Below are 14,749 nucleotides of genomic sequence, written 5' to 3'. Positions count from 1 at the left end.
CGGTTGGTCCATGGTTGATCGGCATCGTTGTGCGTCCCGCCCCTTTCCGCAGGTCACTGGTTTGCGAGCGGGGTCCACGCCGGGTCCGATTGGCGTTTTCCCCCATGAAGGTGCCGCTGACGCTGTACAGATCGGCTTAACGTCCGCTAAGCTGGTCGGGCAGGGCGTAACGGGCTCGGGCTGTCGCAAGGTTGTCGTGATGGCTTCTCGCGGGGTTGCGCCGGGAGGGCTCCTCTCGGTCGCGGACCTCTCGTGCGCATCATCCGCGCGTCAGATCCAGGGCGCCGTGGTTCGAAACCGATTACGTCACTTGAGGGGGACTGGCGGCGACCCCCCCACGCCGTCAGTCTCCCTCTTCATGCGCCGGACCGCACCCGCACGCGAGCCTCCTCGCCTACCGGGGGCGTCTCTCGTCGCTCAGATCCTGATAAATTGACGAGATGATATTGCTCCCCCCCGGGGAGCTCGTCCCGGGGAGGCGGTGCCCTTGCTGACGGCCGAGCAGGTTCCGGTGTCCATGGCCCGCTCGATGGGCGCTGCCTGCGTGTTCACTCGGCTCGGCCGGGGCGGCGTCGTGGCGGTCGCCCCGTGACGGCCGAGCTCTCACCCGAGGGGGTTCCCCTGGAGGAGCAGGCGGGGGTCGGCGGTCCGGATGCTTTCCAGCGGCTCTACACCCCGCATCGCATGGCTTATATCAGGGGTGAGGGCCGCTCCCGTGACGATGAATGCCCATTCTGCTCCATTGTCGGGATGTCCGACGAGGACGGCCTCGTGGTTGCCCGGGGTAAAAGCGTCTACGCGGTCCTCAACCTGTACCCCTACAATGCCGGACACCTTCTCGTCGTGCCCTATCGCCACGTCGCGGACTACGCCGACATGGACCCCGAAGAGATCGTCGAGATGKCATTCTTCGTTCAGCACGCGCTCCGTGCGCTGCGGGCCGCCAGCGGGGCCCACGGGTTCAACACCGGCATGAACCTGGGGGATGTCGCCGGCGCCGGGATCGCCTCGCACGTGCATCAGCACGTGGTGCCGCGGTGGGGCGGTGACACGAACTTCATGCCCGTGGTGGGCGCGACCAGGGTGCTGCCCGCCCTGCTCGGGCAGACCAGGCAGATGCTCGCCCAGGCCTGGGCGCAGACCGCGTCCGACGAGCAGGGCGGATAGCGCCGGGCCCGGTGGAGGCCGCAGCCGGGTCGGGGCGCCCCCGTCGGGGCTGCCCGCCGCACCGGGTCCCGCCCGGTGCGGCGGGTGTGCGGTMACGGATGTCTCCCGTCGGCGATCCTTCCTGAGTTGGGCCGAAGGTTGCCAGTCGTCCGCCTTTCCCGCTTTATGTCCGATTCCTGCTTTATGCCGATTTTTTCGCTTCACGCCGACAGGGCATCCCCAAGCTGTGGTGGCATCGGCTCGTAGCCGCGATGGTTCCGCGTGAAGCTACCCGTGCCGTGGCTCAAGGATCGTAGTTCAATCGCATATCTGATCATTTCGCTCGCAGGGACCTCTGCGTGAATGACCGCCCGGGGGGTGGCCCTGGGCCTGCCAGGGATGGGTTCCATCCCGACGACCCGTCCTCGGCGAGTGGACAGGTCGCCCATCACGGCCCCGACGTACTCGTCGGGTACCAGGACGTCAACGGCCAGGATCGGCTCGAGCACGACGACGCCGGCGGCCCGGGCCGCGTCCTTGAGCGCCAGTGCGCCGGCGATCTGAAAGGCCATGTCCGAGGAGTCGACGCTGTGCGCCTTGCCGTCAACGAGGCGGACCCGTAGATCAACCATGGGATGGCCGGTGYGGACGCCCTGCGCCATCTGCGCCCGGACGCCCTTCTCCACCGACGGGATGAAGGCCCGGGGAACCGCGCCGCCGACCACCTCATCGACGAACTCGAAGCCCCCGCCCGCCGGGAGCGGTTCGACCTCGATCTGGCATACCGCGAACTGACCGTGCCCACCGGACTGCTTGACCTGACGGCCGAGTCCGCGTGCCGGGGCACGCAGTGTCTCCCGCAGCGGGATCCGGGGCGCGATCCGGTCCACCGCGGCGCCGTGGCGCTGGGCGAGCCGTTCCAGGACCGCGTCGCTGTGGGCCTCGCCCATGCACCACAGGACGAGTTGGGCGGTCTCGGGGTTCTGCTCGATCCGTAGCGTCGGGTCCTCCACGGCCAGCCGGCCGAGTGCGGTCGACAGCCTGTCCTCGTCCGCGCGGCTTCGGGCACTGATCGCGACGGGGAGCTGCGGTTCGGGCATCGACCATGCGGGCAGGTAGCGCGGGTCGTCGCGATCGGAGAGGGTGTCGCCGGTCTCGGCGGTGCTGAGCTTCGTCACCACGCAGATGCCGCCGGCCGGGCACTCGCCCACCGTGTGCAGAACCGAGCCGTACGGCCGGGAGAGCGCCCCGACCTGCTCGTCGTCGTCGTGGTCGGCGTGCCTGGCCGTGGCTCTGCCGTGCCCGCTGACGTGCACCGCATCGTCGGGATGCAGCGTGCCGGAGAACACCCGAATCACCGACATCCGGCCCACGTAAGGGTCCGTGGTCGTCTTCACGAYCTCGGCCACGAGCGGCCCGGCCGGATCACCGTGGCTCTGCTCGCAGGGGGAGCCGTCAGGGCGGCTCACCGGCGGCAGGAGATGCTCCCGCGGCGAGGGGAACCCCTGCACGAACAGGTCCAGCAGCTCGACGGAGCCGAAACCGCCGGCCCGATCGACGCCCCGATCGCTCCCTGCACCGGCGCCCGGACCCGAGGTCGAACCCGGAAGCAGACCGGCCGGCAACACCGGGAAGAACGTCCCGCGGGCGACCGCGGTCTCCAGATCGCCGAGCAGGAGCTTGGTGTCGGGCTCATCACCGGACAGGTACCGGTCGAGGAGGGCCTCGTCCTCGCTCTCAGCGATGATCCCCTCGACCAGGGCGGCGCGGGCGGAGGCGTACCGGCCGGTGAGGTCGGCCGGGGTGGCGAGTTCCCGGCAGCCGCCGTCCGGGTACTCCCGCACCCRCCCGGACAGCAGATCCACCAGCCGCATCGAGGCGCCGGCCTCCCGCTCGGGCAGGTAGGCCGGCAGCACACCGGCCCCGAAGGCCCGTTGGCAGCCCTCGACGGCCGCCGCGAAATCGGCCCGGGGATGGTCGAGATGGGTGAGCACGATCGCGCGGGGCATGCCGACCCCGGCGCACTCCGCCCACACCATGCCGGTCGCGCCATCCACCCCGTCGATCGCGCTGACGACGAACAGAGCGGCGTCGGCGGCCCGCAGGCCCGCCCGCAGCTCGCCCACGAAGTCGGGATAGCCCGGGGTGTCCAGAAGATTGATCGTGAGCCCGCGATGACTGACCGAACACAGGGTGAGGCTGACCGACCGTGCCGGGCGACGCTCGGGATCGGCATGGCCGACGTAGCTGGTCTGGGCGGTCTGACGGTCGCCGTTCTGGCGGTCCGGCGGCCCGGCGGTGGCGAGTAGACGGTCCACCAGAGCCGTCTTGCCCGCGCCGGTGTGGCCTACCAGGACGACGTTGCGCACATCGCACGAGGCTGATGACATCCTCGCCTCCTTGACTGGGAGGTAACGGCCTGTTCGGTAACGGCAGAGTCCTCCCCTGTTACCTGGGACACAAGCCCGAGGGCGGCCGTGGTCGGGAATGCGCGGATCGTGGCGGCTGTACTGTGAAGACCGCCCGAAGTCGGGCGCACGCGGGACGACCACGCGGGACGACGGGACGGACATGCTCGCTAGCAAGGCACGACCGCAGATCCAGAAGTTGCTCGACCCGGTGAGCCAGTGGGCCGCCCGGTCGTCGGTGTCGCCGGATGTCGTGACGATCATCGGCATGGTCGGGGTCGCGGGCGGGGCTCTGGGGTTCTTCACCCGCGGGGTGTTCTTCCTCGGCACCGTGGTAGTCACGCTGTTCGTCTTCTCGGACCTGATCGACGGGGTCATCGCCCGCGCCCGCGGCATCTCCTCCAAGTGGGGGGCCTTTCTCGACTCCACGTCCGACCGGGTCGGCGACGGCGCGATCTTCGGATCGCTCGTCCTCTGGTACGCCGGCGACGGCGATTCCCTGCCGTTGGCGGGTGCGGCCCTGATCTGCCTGGTCGCCGGGTCGATCACCTCGTACGTCAAGGCCCGCGCCGAGGGACTCGGCTTCACCTGTGACGTGGGGTTCGCCGAACGGGGCGAGCGGTTGCTGATCCTGCTGGTCGCCGCCGGGCTGTACGGCCTCGGGGTGCCCTACCTCCTGCCCGCGGCGCTGTGGTTCCTCGTCGGTGCCACCACGCTGACGGTCGTCCAGCGGGTCGTCCACGTCTACCGGCAGTGGTACCGTGCGGGGGACCCTCCCTCCCCGTTGACGTCAAGGGCGGCCCCGACCACCGCGTCCCGGACCACGGCTGCGTCCCGGAGCGCGACCACCTTCGGCCCCGGCCGCAACGGCCGCTGAGCGGTCATCGAGACGACCCGACGAAGAGCCGAGCGTTGACGACGGGCGTGCGGGCGACGGCGGCTGGGCGGGCGGCGGCAGCCGGGCGGTTCACCGACCTCGCCTACGCGCTGGGCTGGCGCGGCGTCCGGCTGCTCCCGCAGCCCGTGGCCGCCGCGGCGTTCCGGTTCGGCGCCGACCTGGCCTACCGCCGCGACGGGCGGGGGGTGCGCCGGCTGCGGTCGAATCTCGCCCGGGTGGCGCCGCCGGGAACCGATCTGGACCGGTTGACCCGGGCGGCGATGCGCTCCTACGCGCGGTACTGGCTGGAGGTGTTCCGCTTCCGAGAGATCGGTCTGGACCGTGTCGTCGGCCGGCTGCGGCTGCTGGACCAGTATCGGTTGTGGGATGCGCACGCCCGCGGGAAAGGGACCATCGTGGCGCTGCCGCACATGGGCAACTGGGAGCAGGCGGGCGCCTGGCTGGTGGCGAATGGCGTGCCGTTCACGACCGTCGCCGAACGCCTGCGGCCGGAGGCGCTCTTCGAGCGGTTCTTGGCCTTCCGCTCGGAACTCGGCATGGAGGTCGTCCCGCTGACCGGCGGGCAGGCTCCTCCGTTCGACCTGCTCACCGAGCGCCTGCTGGCCGGGGGGATGCTCTGCCTGCTCGCGGACCGGGATCTCTCCCGTGGCGGGATCCCGGTGAGGTTCTTCGGCGCCACGGCCACCATGCCCGGCGGGCCCGCGGCGCTCGCGTTGCGCACCGGAGCGGCGCTGCTGCCCGCCACGCTCTGGTTCGACCATGACGGGTGGAGCGGGCGGATCCATCCCGCCGTCGAGCCGAGCGACATCCCGACGATGACGCAGGGACTCGCGGACGCCTTCGCCGCCGGCGTTGCCGCGCACCCCGCGGACTGGCACATGCTCCAGCGGATCTGGCGCGACGACGGATGACGCCGCCGTGAAGATCGGTCTGGCCTGCCCCTATGCCTGGGACGTACCGGGCGGGGTCCAGGCGCACGTGCGTGACCTCGCCGAGACCCTGATCGCCGCCGGTCACGAGGTGTCCGTCATCACCCCGGTGGACGACGAACGGACCCTGCCGCCCTACGCGGTGGACGCGGGTCGGGCGTTACCGCTGCCCTACAACGGCTCCGTCGCCCGGCTCCTGATGGGCCCGGTCTCGGCCGCCCGGGTCCGCCGTTGGCTGCGTGAGCACGACTTCGATGTCCTGCACGCCCACGAACCGACCGCGCCCAGCGTCAGCCTCCTGGCCTGCATGCTGGCCGATGGACCGATCGTCGCCACCTTCCACACCGCCAACCCCCGGTCGCGGTTCCTCACCGCGGCCCAGGGCGCGCTGCAGCCGTCGTTCGAGAAGCTGCGGGCTCGGATCGCGGTCTCCGAGGCGGCCCGGCGCACCCTCGTCGAGCATCTGGGCGCCGACGCCATCCTGATCCCGAACGGGGTGGCGGTGCAGAACTTCGCCGGCGCCCGGCCCCTGCCCGACTACGACGACGGGCGGCCCACCGTCGTGTTCCTCGGGCGTATCGACGAGCCGCGCAAGGGCCTTGACGTGCTGCTCGCCGCCCTGCCTGCGCTCGCCGCCGAGATCGACGGTGTCCGGCTGCTGGTGGCGGGGCCCGGTGACGGGGCGGCGGTGCGGGCCCGGCTGGAGCCCACCCTGCGCTCGCGGGTCGACCTCGTCGGCATGGTCTCCGACGCTGACAAGCCCCGGGTTTTCGCCTCCGGGCAGGTCTACTGCGCCCCGAACACCGGTCAGGAGAGCTTCGGGATCGTGCTGCTCGAGGCGATGGCGACCGGGACCCCGGTGGTGGCCAGCGACATCGACGCCTTCCGCCGGGTCCTCGATGACGGGCGCGCCGGCAGGCTGTTCGACGTCGGCGATCCCGCGCGGCTGGCCGCGACCCTGGCCCAGGTGCTGCGTGATCCCGCCGGCGCCGCGCGGCTGGTGGAACGCGGTCGCGCCGTCGTCACCGCCTACGACTGGCGGGCCATCGCCGAGCGGATCGTCGGGGTGTACCAGATGGTCTCCGGGGACATGCGGGTGTCGGTCGCGACGGCGACGCGGTTGCCGGTCCGGGGCGACGCGAGGAGTGGTAACTGACCTGCCCCGGTACCAGAGCCACGTCACATTCGGCCGTTGGTTACGCTGCGCGGGATGACCGTCGTCGTGGTGGTGGTCGCCTTGGTGGTGGCGATCGCGACCTATCTGACCTGGCTGGCCACTCGGCTCGACCGACTCGCGGCCCGGGTCGCGGACGCCCGCGGTGGGCTGGTGGCGCACCTGGTCGCCCGCGCCGACGCCGCGCGCGAGCTGGCCCTGCGATGTGAGCTGGCCGAGCTGGGCGAGAGCGTGGCCCGGGCCCGAACGGCCTATCCGGACCTGCTCGCCGGGGGGGCGTTGGACGCCGCGGTCGAGCAGAGCGAGAATGCCCTGAGCCGGGCGTTACGGTCCGCCGAGGTCGCCGCGGCCGGCCAGCACCACCCCGCCGAGCTGCATGCGGTCGACTCCTGCGCGGCCCGGGTCGCGCTCGCCCGGCAGTTCCACAACGACGCGGTCCGCGACCTGCGGGCACTCGCCGGTCGACGCGTGGTGCGGATGGCGCACCTGGCCGGCCGCCGGCCGCCGGCCAGCTACTTCGAGATSGACGACGCCCTGCCGATCCGTGGCGAGGGCGTCCCTCGCGACGACCTGCCGGGGCTGGCCTCCTGATGGCCCGGCCGGTCGCGAGATCGCCGTACCATGGAAAACCGACCCACCCGTACGGGAACCATCCGGTGGGGTAGCCGACATGCAGGTGCCAGACATGCCGGTACCCAGCGGCCCTGGCGACCCGACCCAGTGAAAAGAGACGGCACATCATGTCCGAGGGCCAGACTGCCCCCGCCGCCGGCCCGGCGACCGACTCCGCCCGGCATGCCGGTACCGCCCGCGTCAAGCGCGGCATGGCGGAGATGCTCAAGGGCGGTGTGATCATGGATGTGGTCACCGCCGAGCAGGCCCGCATCGCCGAGGACGCCGGCGCCGTCGCGGTGATGGCGCTGGAGCGGGTTCCCGCCGACATCCGGGCGCAGGGTGGGGTGGCGCGGATGAGTGATCCCGACATGATCTCGGAGATCATCGAGGCGGTCTCCATCCCGGTCATGGCCAAGGCCCGGATCGGGCATTTCGTCGAGGCACAGGTGCTGCAGGCGCTCGGGGTGGACTACGTCGACGAGTCCGAGGTTCTCACGCCTRCCGACCCGCACCACCACATCGACAAGTGGCGCTTCACGGTGCCGTTCGTCTGCGGAGCCACCAACCTGGGGGAGGCGCTGCGCCGGATCGCCGAGGGCGCGGCGATGATCCGTTCCAAGGGTGAGGCGGGCACCGGCGAGGTGTCCAACGCCGTGGTGCACATGCGTACCATCCGGGCGGAGATCGCCCGGCTGTCGGGGCTGCCCGCCGAGGAGCTCTACGCGGCGGCCAAGGAGCTGCGCGCCCCGGTCGAGCTGGTCGCCGAGGTGGCCCGGCTCGGTCGGCTGCCCGTCGTGCTGTTCACCGCCGGCGGTATCGCCACCCCGGCGGACGCGGCGCTGATGATGCAGCTCGGCGCGGACGGGGTGTTCGTCGGGTCCGGGATCTTCAAGTCCGGGGACCCGGCGCGCCGCGCTCGGGCCATCGTCGAGGCGACCACCATGTTCAAGGACCCCGACGTTCTGGTGAAGGTCTCCCGGGGCCTTGGCGAGGCGATGGTGGGCATCAACGTCACCGAGCTTCCCCCGGAAGCCCGCTACGCCGACCGCGGCTGGTGAGTGGCCCGCGGATCGGCATCCTCGCGTTGCAGGGGGATGTGCGCGAGCACGCCCGGGCGCTCACCGAGGCCGGCGCGCGGCCGGTGGCGGTGCGCCACGCGGTGGAGCTCGCCGAGGTCGACGGGCTCGTCCTGCCCGGAGGTGAATCCACCACGATCGGCCGGTTGCTGCGCGTGTTCGAGCTGTTGGAGCCGTTGCGGGCGGCGGTGGCCGCGGGGTTGCCCGTGTTCGGTTCATGTGCTGGCATGATCCTGCTTGCGCGGGACGTCGTGGGCGGTCGGCCGGATCAACCACTGATCGGCGGACTGGACATCGTCGTCCGGCGTAACGCCTTCGGCCGGCAGGTGGACTCGTTCGAGGCACACCTCGAGGTCGTCGGGGTGGCGGGGCCACCTGTGCACGCGGTCTTCATCCGGGCACCATGGGTAGAAAAGGCAGGAGACGCGGTCGAGGTCCTGGCCCGTGTCGCCGAGGCGCCGGTGACGGTCCGCCAAGGACCGCTGCTGGCCACCGCGTTCCATCCGGAGCTGACCGGTGATGCCCGGGTGCACCGGCTATTCGTCGACAGCGTCCGATCGTCCGGGTCCGGTCGATGATCGGGCGCAAGAGAGGCAGGTCATGAGCGGCCACTCCAAGTGGGCGACCACCAAGCACAAGAAGGCGGTCATCGATGCCCGCCGGGGCAAGCTGTTCGCCAAACTGATCAAGACGGTCGAGGTGGCGGCCAAGACGGGCGGCGGAGACCCCGCGGGCAACCCGACGCTCGCCGACGCCATCGCCAAGGCGAAGTCGCAGTCCGTGCCGAACGACAACATCGAACGGGCCGTCAAGCGGGGTTCCGGCGAGCTCGCCGGTGGGGTGAACTACGAGGACATCACCTATGAGGCGTACGGCCCGGGCGGGGTGGCGATCCTCGTGGAGTGCCTGACCGACAACCGTAACCGGGCGGCGTCGGATGTCCGGGTGGCGATCACCCGTAACGGCGGCACGGTGGCCGACCCGGGGTCGGTGTCGTACCTGTTCAACCGCAAGGGTGTCGTGCTTATCGAGAAGACCGCCGGCCTCACCGAGGACGACGTACTGCTCGCTGTGCTCGACGCCGGCGCGGAGGAGGTCAACGACGTCGGGGAGGCCTTCGAGGTGGTCTCCGAGGCGACCGATCTGCACGCCGTGCGGGTGGCCGCCACCGATGCCGGCCTGGCGGTCACCTCCGCGGACATCTCCTGGCTGCCGAGTGTGAGCGTGTCGCTGGAGGCCGAACCCGCCGCCAAGGTCCTCAAGCTCATCGAGGCGGTCGAGGATCTCGATGACGTCCAGAACGTCTGGTTCAATGCCGACATCTCCGATGACGTGATGGAGCTCGTCGGCAGCTGATCGTCCTCTCGGGCGATCTGTTGGGCGTGTCGTGGATGTCCGGTTGTGCCGCCGCCCCTAGAATCGAACGAATGTTCTTGTGAACGTGCGGTCGGGAGGGTGGATGCGGGTGCTGGGGGTCGATCCGGGGCTGACCCGGTGTGGCCTGGGGGTCGTCGACGGTGGCCTCGGCATCCGGGCCCACCTGGTCGAGGTGGGGGTGGTGCGCACCCCCGCCACCGCCGAGGTCGCCGAACGGTTGTGCGCCGTGTCCGATGGCATCGACGCCTGGCTCGATCGCACCCGCCCGGAGGCGGTCGCGGTCGAGAAGGTCTTCAGCCAGGCGAACATGCGTACCGTGATGGGCACCGCGCAGGCCGGGGCGGTCGCCATCGTGCTGGCCGCCCGGCGAGGCCTGCCGGTGGGTCTCTACACGCCCAGTGAGGTGAAGGCCGCGGTGACCGGCAGCGGCCGGGCGGACAAAGCGCAGGTCAGTTTTATGATCACCAGATTGCTCGGGCTGACCGAGGCGCCACGCCCGGCCGACGCGGCGGACGCCCTCGCGTTGGCGCTCTGCCACCTGTGGCGTGGGCCGGCGCTGGCCCGGTTCCGTTCCGCCGCGCCGGGCGGACCCACCCGATGATCGCGTCGTTGGCCGGCACGGTCACCGCGCTGACCCCGCTGTCCGCCGTCATCGAGGTCGGCGGGGTGGGCCTGCTCGTCCACTGCTCGCCGTCGACGCTGTCGCGGCTGCGGGTGGGGGAGTCCGCCTCCCTCGCCACCACCCTGATCGTGCGCGAGACCGAGCTGACCCTCTACGGCTTCGCCGACGCCGATGCGCGCGACGTCTTCGAGATCCTGCAGAGCGCGGCCGGGGTCGGGCCCAAGCTCGCCCAGGCCGTGCTCGGGGTGCACGATCCCGACACGGTGCGCCGCGCCGTCGCCGAGGAGGATCTCGCGGTGCTGACGAAGGTCCCCGGTATCGGGCGCAAGGGCGCGCAGCGCATCGTCCTGGACCTGCGGGACCGGCTCGGTCCGCCGGGTGACGGTGCGCCGCTGCCCGGCCCGCGCCTGACGTCGGGACCGGAACCGATGCCGGCCGATGCCGTCGGGGTCGCGGCGACCGTGCGGGAGGCGCTGGTGGGCCTGGGCTACTCGGGTCGTGAGGCCGACGCCGCCGTGTCCCGGGCGCTCGTGGTCCTGGCCGCGCCCGTCGGCGAGGGCGCCGCAGCCGGTGGCGAGCAGGCCGCCCCGGGCAAGGGAGACGTCCCGGGAAAGGAAGGCGCCCCGGGTTCCCGGGCCGGGGCCGACTCGGGAACCGGCGGCGCTCCGCCCGACACCGCGACCCTGCTGCGCGCGAGTCTTGCCGTGCTACGCAGGTGAGGGCCGTTATGACGCCGCCATGCGGCGCGCGACCGCGTCGGGCGGTGGTCAGCCGGGGCGGCGGTCGGTCGGAGCGGGGGTACGTCGAGGGGCGGGGGTACGCGGAGGTGGGACATGAGTGACGACGGCCTGGTGTCCGCCGCGGCGAGTCCCGAGGAGCGCGCCTTCGAGGCCGGGCTGCGTCCGCGCACCCTGRCCGAGTTCGTCGGCCAGCGTAAGGTGCGCGAGCAGCTCACAATCATGCTCGAGGGGGCGCGGGCGCGTGGTCGCCCGCCGGACCACGTCCTGCTGTCGGGCCCGCCCGGTCTGGGCAAGACCAGCCTTGCGATGATCATGGCGCAGGAGCTCGAGGTTCCGTTGCGGATGACCAGTGGGCCGGCGATCGAACGCGCCGGGGATCTCGTCGCGATCCTCACTGCCCTCTCCCCGGGAGAGGTCCTGTTCCTCGACGAGATTCACCGGATCGCCCGGCCAGCCGAGGAACTGCTCTACGCCGCGATGGAGGACTTCCGGGTTGACGTCATCCTGGGCAAGGGCCCGGGCGCGACCGCGATCCCCCTCGACGTGTCGCCATTCACGCTGGTCGGGGCCACCACCCGGTCGGGCCTGCTGACCGGCCCGCTGCGGGATCGGTTCGGGTTCACCGCCCATCTGGACTTCTACGACGCCGACGAGCTCGCCCGGGTGCTGACTCGCTCGGCCGGCCTGCTGGGGGTCACCCTCACCGCCGAGGGAGCCGCCGAGGTCGCTGGCCGGTCGCGTGGTACGCCCCGCATCGCCAACCGGTTGCTGCGCCGGGTGCGCGACTACGCGGAGGTGCGGGCCGACGGCGTGGTCACCCGCGAGATCGCCCAGGCGGCGCTGCGGATCTACGACGTCGACGGGCTCGGACTGGACCGTCTCGACCGGGCCGTGCTGGAGGCGCTGGTCACCCGGTTCGGCGGCGGTCCGGTCGGGCTCACCACGCTCGCCGTGTCGGTCGGGGAGGAACCGGAGACGGTGGAGGACGTGGCCGAGCCGTTCCTGCTGCGTGCCGGCCTGCTGATCCGTACCGCCCGGGGCCGGATGGCCACTCCCGCCGCCTTCGAGCACCTCGGTCTGGACCCCGTCACCGATCCGCTCGGTCGTACCCAGGTCTCGCTGTTCACCGAGGGAGAATGACTGTGAGAGGGTCGGTCGGCCGGGGAGTAGTCACTGAAGGTGATTACTCCGTCCGGGATGAGTCGTCCCCGTAGCATCGGCCATTCCGGCCGGAGGAGGTCCTGTGTGCCGGGCACAACCGCCCTGCCCACCACAGGCATCCGATCGATACGTACGATCGCCGCAACACATCAGGAGGGCAGGACGTGCACGTACTCGTGGCAGCTTCGGTGGCGGCCGGCAAGGACGGGGGCAGTTCGATCAGCGGGCTTCTGTTCCCGCTGATCCTCATCCTGGTGATCGTCTACTTCTTCTCGATGCAGCGGCGCCGCGCCAAGGCGCAACAGCAGCAGATATCGCGGATCGTTCCCGGTACCCTGGTGATGACCACCGCTGGTCTCTACGCCACGGTCGTCGAGATGGAGGACGGCGACCTCCTGCTGGAGGTTGCGCCCGATGTCGTCTGCCGCTTCTCGCGCAGCGCGGTCGCTCGGGTGATCAGTACGCCCGGCGGAGCCGGGGACGGCGGGGAGTCCTCCGGGGAACCCCGGTCACACGACGACGGTTCCGACGGCCCCGGTGGCGCCGAGGCGTCGCATCCCGGCGGTGGCCTCCCCGGTGGGGACGGCGGCACGGGCGGTGAAACGACACACCCGCCCCGCAAGGAGCTGTGATCGCCGGTCACCTGACCGAGCACTACCGTTCGGGGAGCGGAACGCACCCTCGGTGACATTCGTTCGGATACTTTGGGCACCGCCGGTCCGGGCAGCGGCGAGACGAACGAGCGCCGGCACACCGGCGCGTGAGGAAGGGACTCGCAGGTGGCACGCGGCTCGGCACGGGTACCCAGGGGGATCTCCGTCTGGACCCGGCTGGGGATCCTCGGCGGTCTGATCGTCGTCCTCTACGGCCTCATGGCCGCTACCGGAAACTGGAAGCCCCGGCTCGGGCTCGACCTGCAGGGCGGGACGAGCGTCATCCTCACGCCTCGTGCCACGCAGGGAAACAACGTCGACAGTGGTGCCGTCAACCAGGCCGTCGACATCATCCGGCAGCGCGTTGACGGCTTGGGCGTCGCCGAGTCCGAGGTTCATCGTACCGGCAACCAGATCGAGATCTCGGTGCCCGGCCGCGGCCGCAACGACGTCGTGGATCTGGTCGGGCAGACCGCTGAACTGCGTTTCCGTGAGGTCGCCACGTCCGGCCAGGCCACCCCGGTGCCCACCCCCACTGGGGCGGCCTCCGCACCCACGCCGGGTGCGACGGGCCAGCCGGCCCCGACGGCCGGCCAGAGCACGCCGAGCATCGCGCCGTCATCCCCGGCACCCGCCGCGTCGAACAAACCGGCCGCGCTCGGTGACGGCACGGGCCGCGGCCTGATCGCCCAGCCGGTGTCGCTGACCGCCGCGGGCACACCCGCGGTGGGCGCGGCCTCGGCTTCTCCGGTGGCCTCGGCTTCTCCGGCCCCGGCCCCCGCGCCGGCGGCGACCGGGTCGACCGGGTCGACCGGGGACAGCCCGCCTGCCGACGTGTTCGCTCGCTACGAGTCGCTGACGTGCGCAGCGGCCGACGTCCGCAAAGCCTCGGTCAGCACCGACCGCCCGCAGGACTGGACCGCCGCCTGTGACCGGACCGGGACGACGAAGTACCTGCTCAAGCCGGCCACGGTGGTCGGGACGGATGTGAAGACCGCCTCCGCGGGCCTGCAGGGCGGCGGCGGGACCACGGGCATCACCACCGGGCAGTGGGTCGTGAACGTCGAGTTCACCGGTCCGGGCCAGAACAAGTTCACCAAGCTGACCGAGAGCACGATCGGCAAGCAGGTTGCGATCGTGCTCGACGGGGTGGTGCAGTCCGCGCCGCAGACCAACGAGCGCATCCCCGGATCGGCCCAGATCTCCGGCGGCTTCAGCCAGTCCGACGCCGAGGACCTCGCCAACGTGCTGCGCTACGGTGCCCTTCCCCTGGCCTTCGAGCGCTCCCAGGCCGAGTCCATCTCGCCGACCCTCGGTCGTGACTCGCTGCACGGCGGACTGCTCGCCGGCGCCATCGGACTCGTTCTCGTCATCGCCTACTCCTTCCTGTACTACCGGGCGCTGGGCATGGTCGTGATCATCTCCCTCGCCGTCAGCGGTCTGCTGATCTACGCCTCGGTGGTGCTGCTCGGCGTGGCGATCGGGTTCACGCTGACCCTGGCCGGCATCGCCGGCCTGATCGTGTCGATCGGTGTCACGGCGGACTCGTTCGTGGTCTACTTCGAACGGATCAAAGACGAGGTCCGGGCCGGTCGCACGGTCCGGGCGGCCACGGATCGTGCCTGGCCCGCCGCGCGGCGCACGATGCTCTCCGCGGACACGGTTTCCTTCCTGGCCGCCGCGGTCCTCTACATCCTGTCGATCGGCTCGGTGCGCGGCTTCGCCTTTACGCTCGGGCTGTCGACGTTGAGCGATGTCGTGATCATGTTTATCTTCACCCGGCCGTTGGTGACGTTGCTGGTGCGGCGCAGACTGTTCTCGGTCAGCCGGTACTCGGGCCTGAGTCCGAAGACCCTCGGCGGGCGTGGCGGTGGCGTGGCGCCGGCCGCTTCCACCCGGGCGCGACTGGCCAAGCGGCCGGCGCCGGCCGGGCAGAGGCGGGAGAGCTGA

At 71.3% G+C, this 14,749-nt stretch carries 14 protein-coding genes; 13 read left to right on the top strand and 1 reads right to left on the bottom strand.

The window, feature by feature from the left end; all coding sequences use genetic code 11:
• Window positions 1-588: 588 nt before the first annotated feature.
• Window positions 589-1,167 carry an HIT domain-containing protein gene (locus KBI5_RS00915; protein ID WP_085014052.1) on the top strand — a complete coding sequence of 193 codons (579 nt, stop codon included), beginning with the start codon at window positions 589-591 and terminating at the stop codon, window positions 1,165-1,167.
• Between the two features lie 200 nt (window positions 1,168-1,367).
• Here the strand turns inward: KBI5_RS00915 and KBI5_RS00910 are convergent, their stop codons facing one another.
• Window positions 1,368-3,536, bottom strand: a complete 2,169-nt coding sequence (locus KBI5_RS00910) for an elongation factor G-like protein EF-G2 (protein WP_085014051.1) — start codon at window positions 3,534-3,536, stop codon at window positions 1,368-1,370.
• 181 nt (window positions 3,537-3,717) lie between these two features.
• Between KBI5_RS00910 and pgsA the strand changes: the two genes are divergently transcribed.
• The 12 genes from pgsA (at window position 3,718) to secD (ending at window position 14,749) form a co-directional block, all read left to right on the top strand.
• On the top strand, window positions 3,718-4,431 hold the full coding sequence (gene pgsA / locus KBI5_RS00905; RefSeq protein WP_023840942.1) for a phosphatidylinositol phosphate synthase: 714 nt from the start codon (window positions 3,718-3,720) through the stop codon (window positions 4,429-4,431).
• Window positions 4,432-4,466: 35 nt separating this feature from the next.
• Window positions 4,467-5,363, top strand: a complete 897-nt coding sequence (locus KBI5_RS00900; protein WP_051623774.1) for a phosphatidylinositol mannoside acyltransferase — start codon at window positions 4,467-4,469, stop codon at window positions 5,361-5,363.
• Between the two features lie 7 nt (window positions 5,364-5,370).
• Entirely contained in the window at window positions 5,371-6,537 is a 1,167-nt protein-coding gene (locus KBI5_RS00895; RefSeq protein WP_011435806.1) for a glycosyltransferase family 4 protein, read from the top strand.
• 54 nt (window positions 6,538-6,591) lie between these two features.
• Entirely contained in the window at window positions 6,592-7,146 is a 555-nt protein-coding gene (locus tag KBI5_RS00890) for a hypothetical protein (protein WP_116289814.1), read from the top strand.
• A gap of 149 nt (window positions 7,147-7,295) precedes the next feature.
• A complete protein-coding gene (pdxS, locus tag KBI5_RS00885; protein WP_085014050.1) occupies window positions 7,296-8,228 on the top strand; it encodes a pyridoxal 5'-phosphate synthase lyase subunit PdxS in 933 nt (310 codons plus the stop codon).
• A complete protein-coding gene (pdxT, locus tag KBI5_RS00880; RefSeq protein WP_011435809.1) occupies window positions 8,225-8,824 on the top strand; it encodes a pyridoxal 5'-phosphate synthase glutaminase subunit PdxT in 600 nt (199 codons plus the stop codon). Before pdxS ends, pdxT begins: the two co-directional genes overlap by 4 nt.
• A 22-nt stretch (window positions 8,825-8,846) precedes the next feature.
• Window positions 8,847-9,602, top strand: coding sequence for a YebC/PmpR family DNA-binding transcriptional regulator (locus KBI5_RS00875; protein ID WP_011435810.1), 756 nt, complete (start codon window positions 8,847-8,849; stop codon window positions 9,600-9,602).
• A 103-nt stretch (window positions 9,603-9,705) separates the two neighbouring features.
• Window positions 9,706-10,224: a crossover junction endodeoxyribonuclease RuvC gene (ruvC, locus tag KBI5_RS00870; RefSeq protein ID WP_011435811.1), complete on the top strand. Its 519-nt coding sequence runs from the start codon at window positions 9,706-9,708 to the stop codon at window positions 10,222-10,224.
• Entirely contained in the window at window positions 10,221-10,964 is a 744-nt protein-coding gene (gene ruvA, locus KBI5_RS00865) for a Holliday junction branch migration protein RuvA (RefSeq protein ID WP_011435812.1), read from the top strand. Before ruvC ends, ruvA begins: the two co-directional genes overlap by 4 nt.
• A gap of 114 nt (window positions 10,965-11,078) precedes the next feature.
• Window positions 11,079-12,125, top strand: a complete 1,047-nt coding sequence (gene ruvB / locus KBI5_RS00860) for a Holliday junction branch migration DNA helicase RuvB (protein ID WP_085014049.1) — start codon at window positions 11,079-11,081, stop codon at window positions 12,123-12,125.
• Window positions 12,126-12,310: 185 nt separating this feature from the next.
• The gene (gene yajC / locus KBI5_RS00855; protein ID WP_011435814.1) at window positions 12,311-12,778 is read left to right on the top strand and encodes a preprotein translocase subunit YajC; all 468 of its coding nucleotides are present in this window, start codon (window positions 12,311-12,313) and stop codon (window positions 12,776-12,778) included.
• A gap of 147 nt (window positions 12,779-12,925) precedes the next feature.
• A complete protein-coding gene (gene secD, locus KBI5_RS00850) occupies window positions 12,926-14,749 on the top strand; it encodes a protein translocase subunit SecD (protein ID WP_011435815.1) in 1,824 nt (607 codons plus the stop codon).

It is taken from the genome of Frankia sp. KB5, assembly GCF_002099325.1.
GTDB classification, from domain to species: Bacteria; Actinomycetota; Actinomycetes; order Frankiales; family Frankiaceae; genus Frankia; species Frankia casuarinae.
The sequence above is the reverse complement of the archived record's forward strand: the minus strand, read 5'-3'. Positions and strand labels throughout refer to the sequence as shown.

What these genes read in the sequence shown, in the direction of transcription:
- pgsA (WP_023840942.1), top strand. Translation starts at nt 3,718, where the DNA reads ATGCTCGCTAGCAAGGCACGACCGCAGATCCAGAAGTTGCTCGACCCG.
- KBI5_RS00875 (WP_011435810.1), top strand. Translation starts at nt 8,847, where the DNA reads ATGAGCGGCCACTCCAAGTGGGCGACCACCAAGCACAAGAAGGCGGTC.
- ruvC (WP_011435811.1), top strand. Translation starts at nt 9,706, where the DNA reads ATGCGGGTGCTGGGGGTCGATCCGGGGCTGACCCGGTGTGGCCTGGGG.
- ruvA (WP_011435812.1), top strand. Translation starts at nt 10,221, where the DNA reads ATGATCGCGTCGTTGGCCGGCACGGTCACCGCGCTGACCCCGCTGTCC.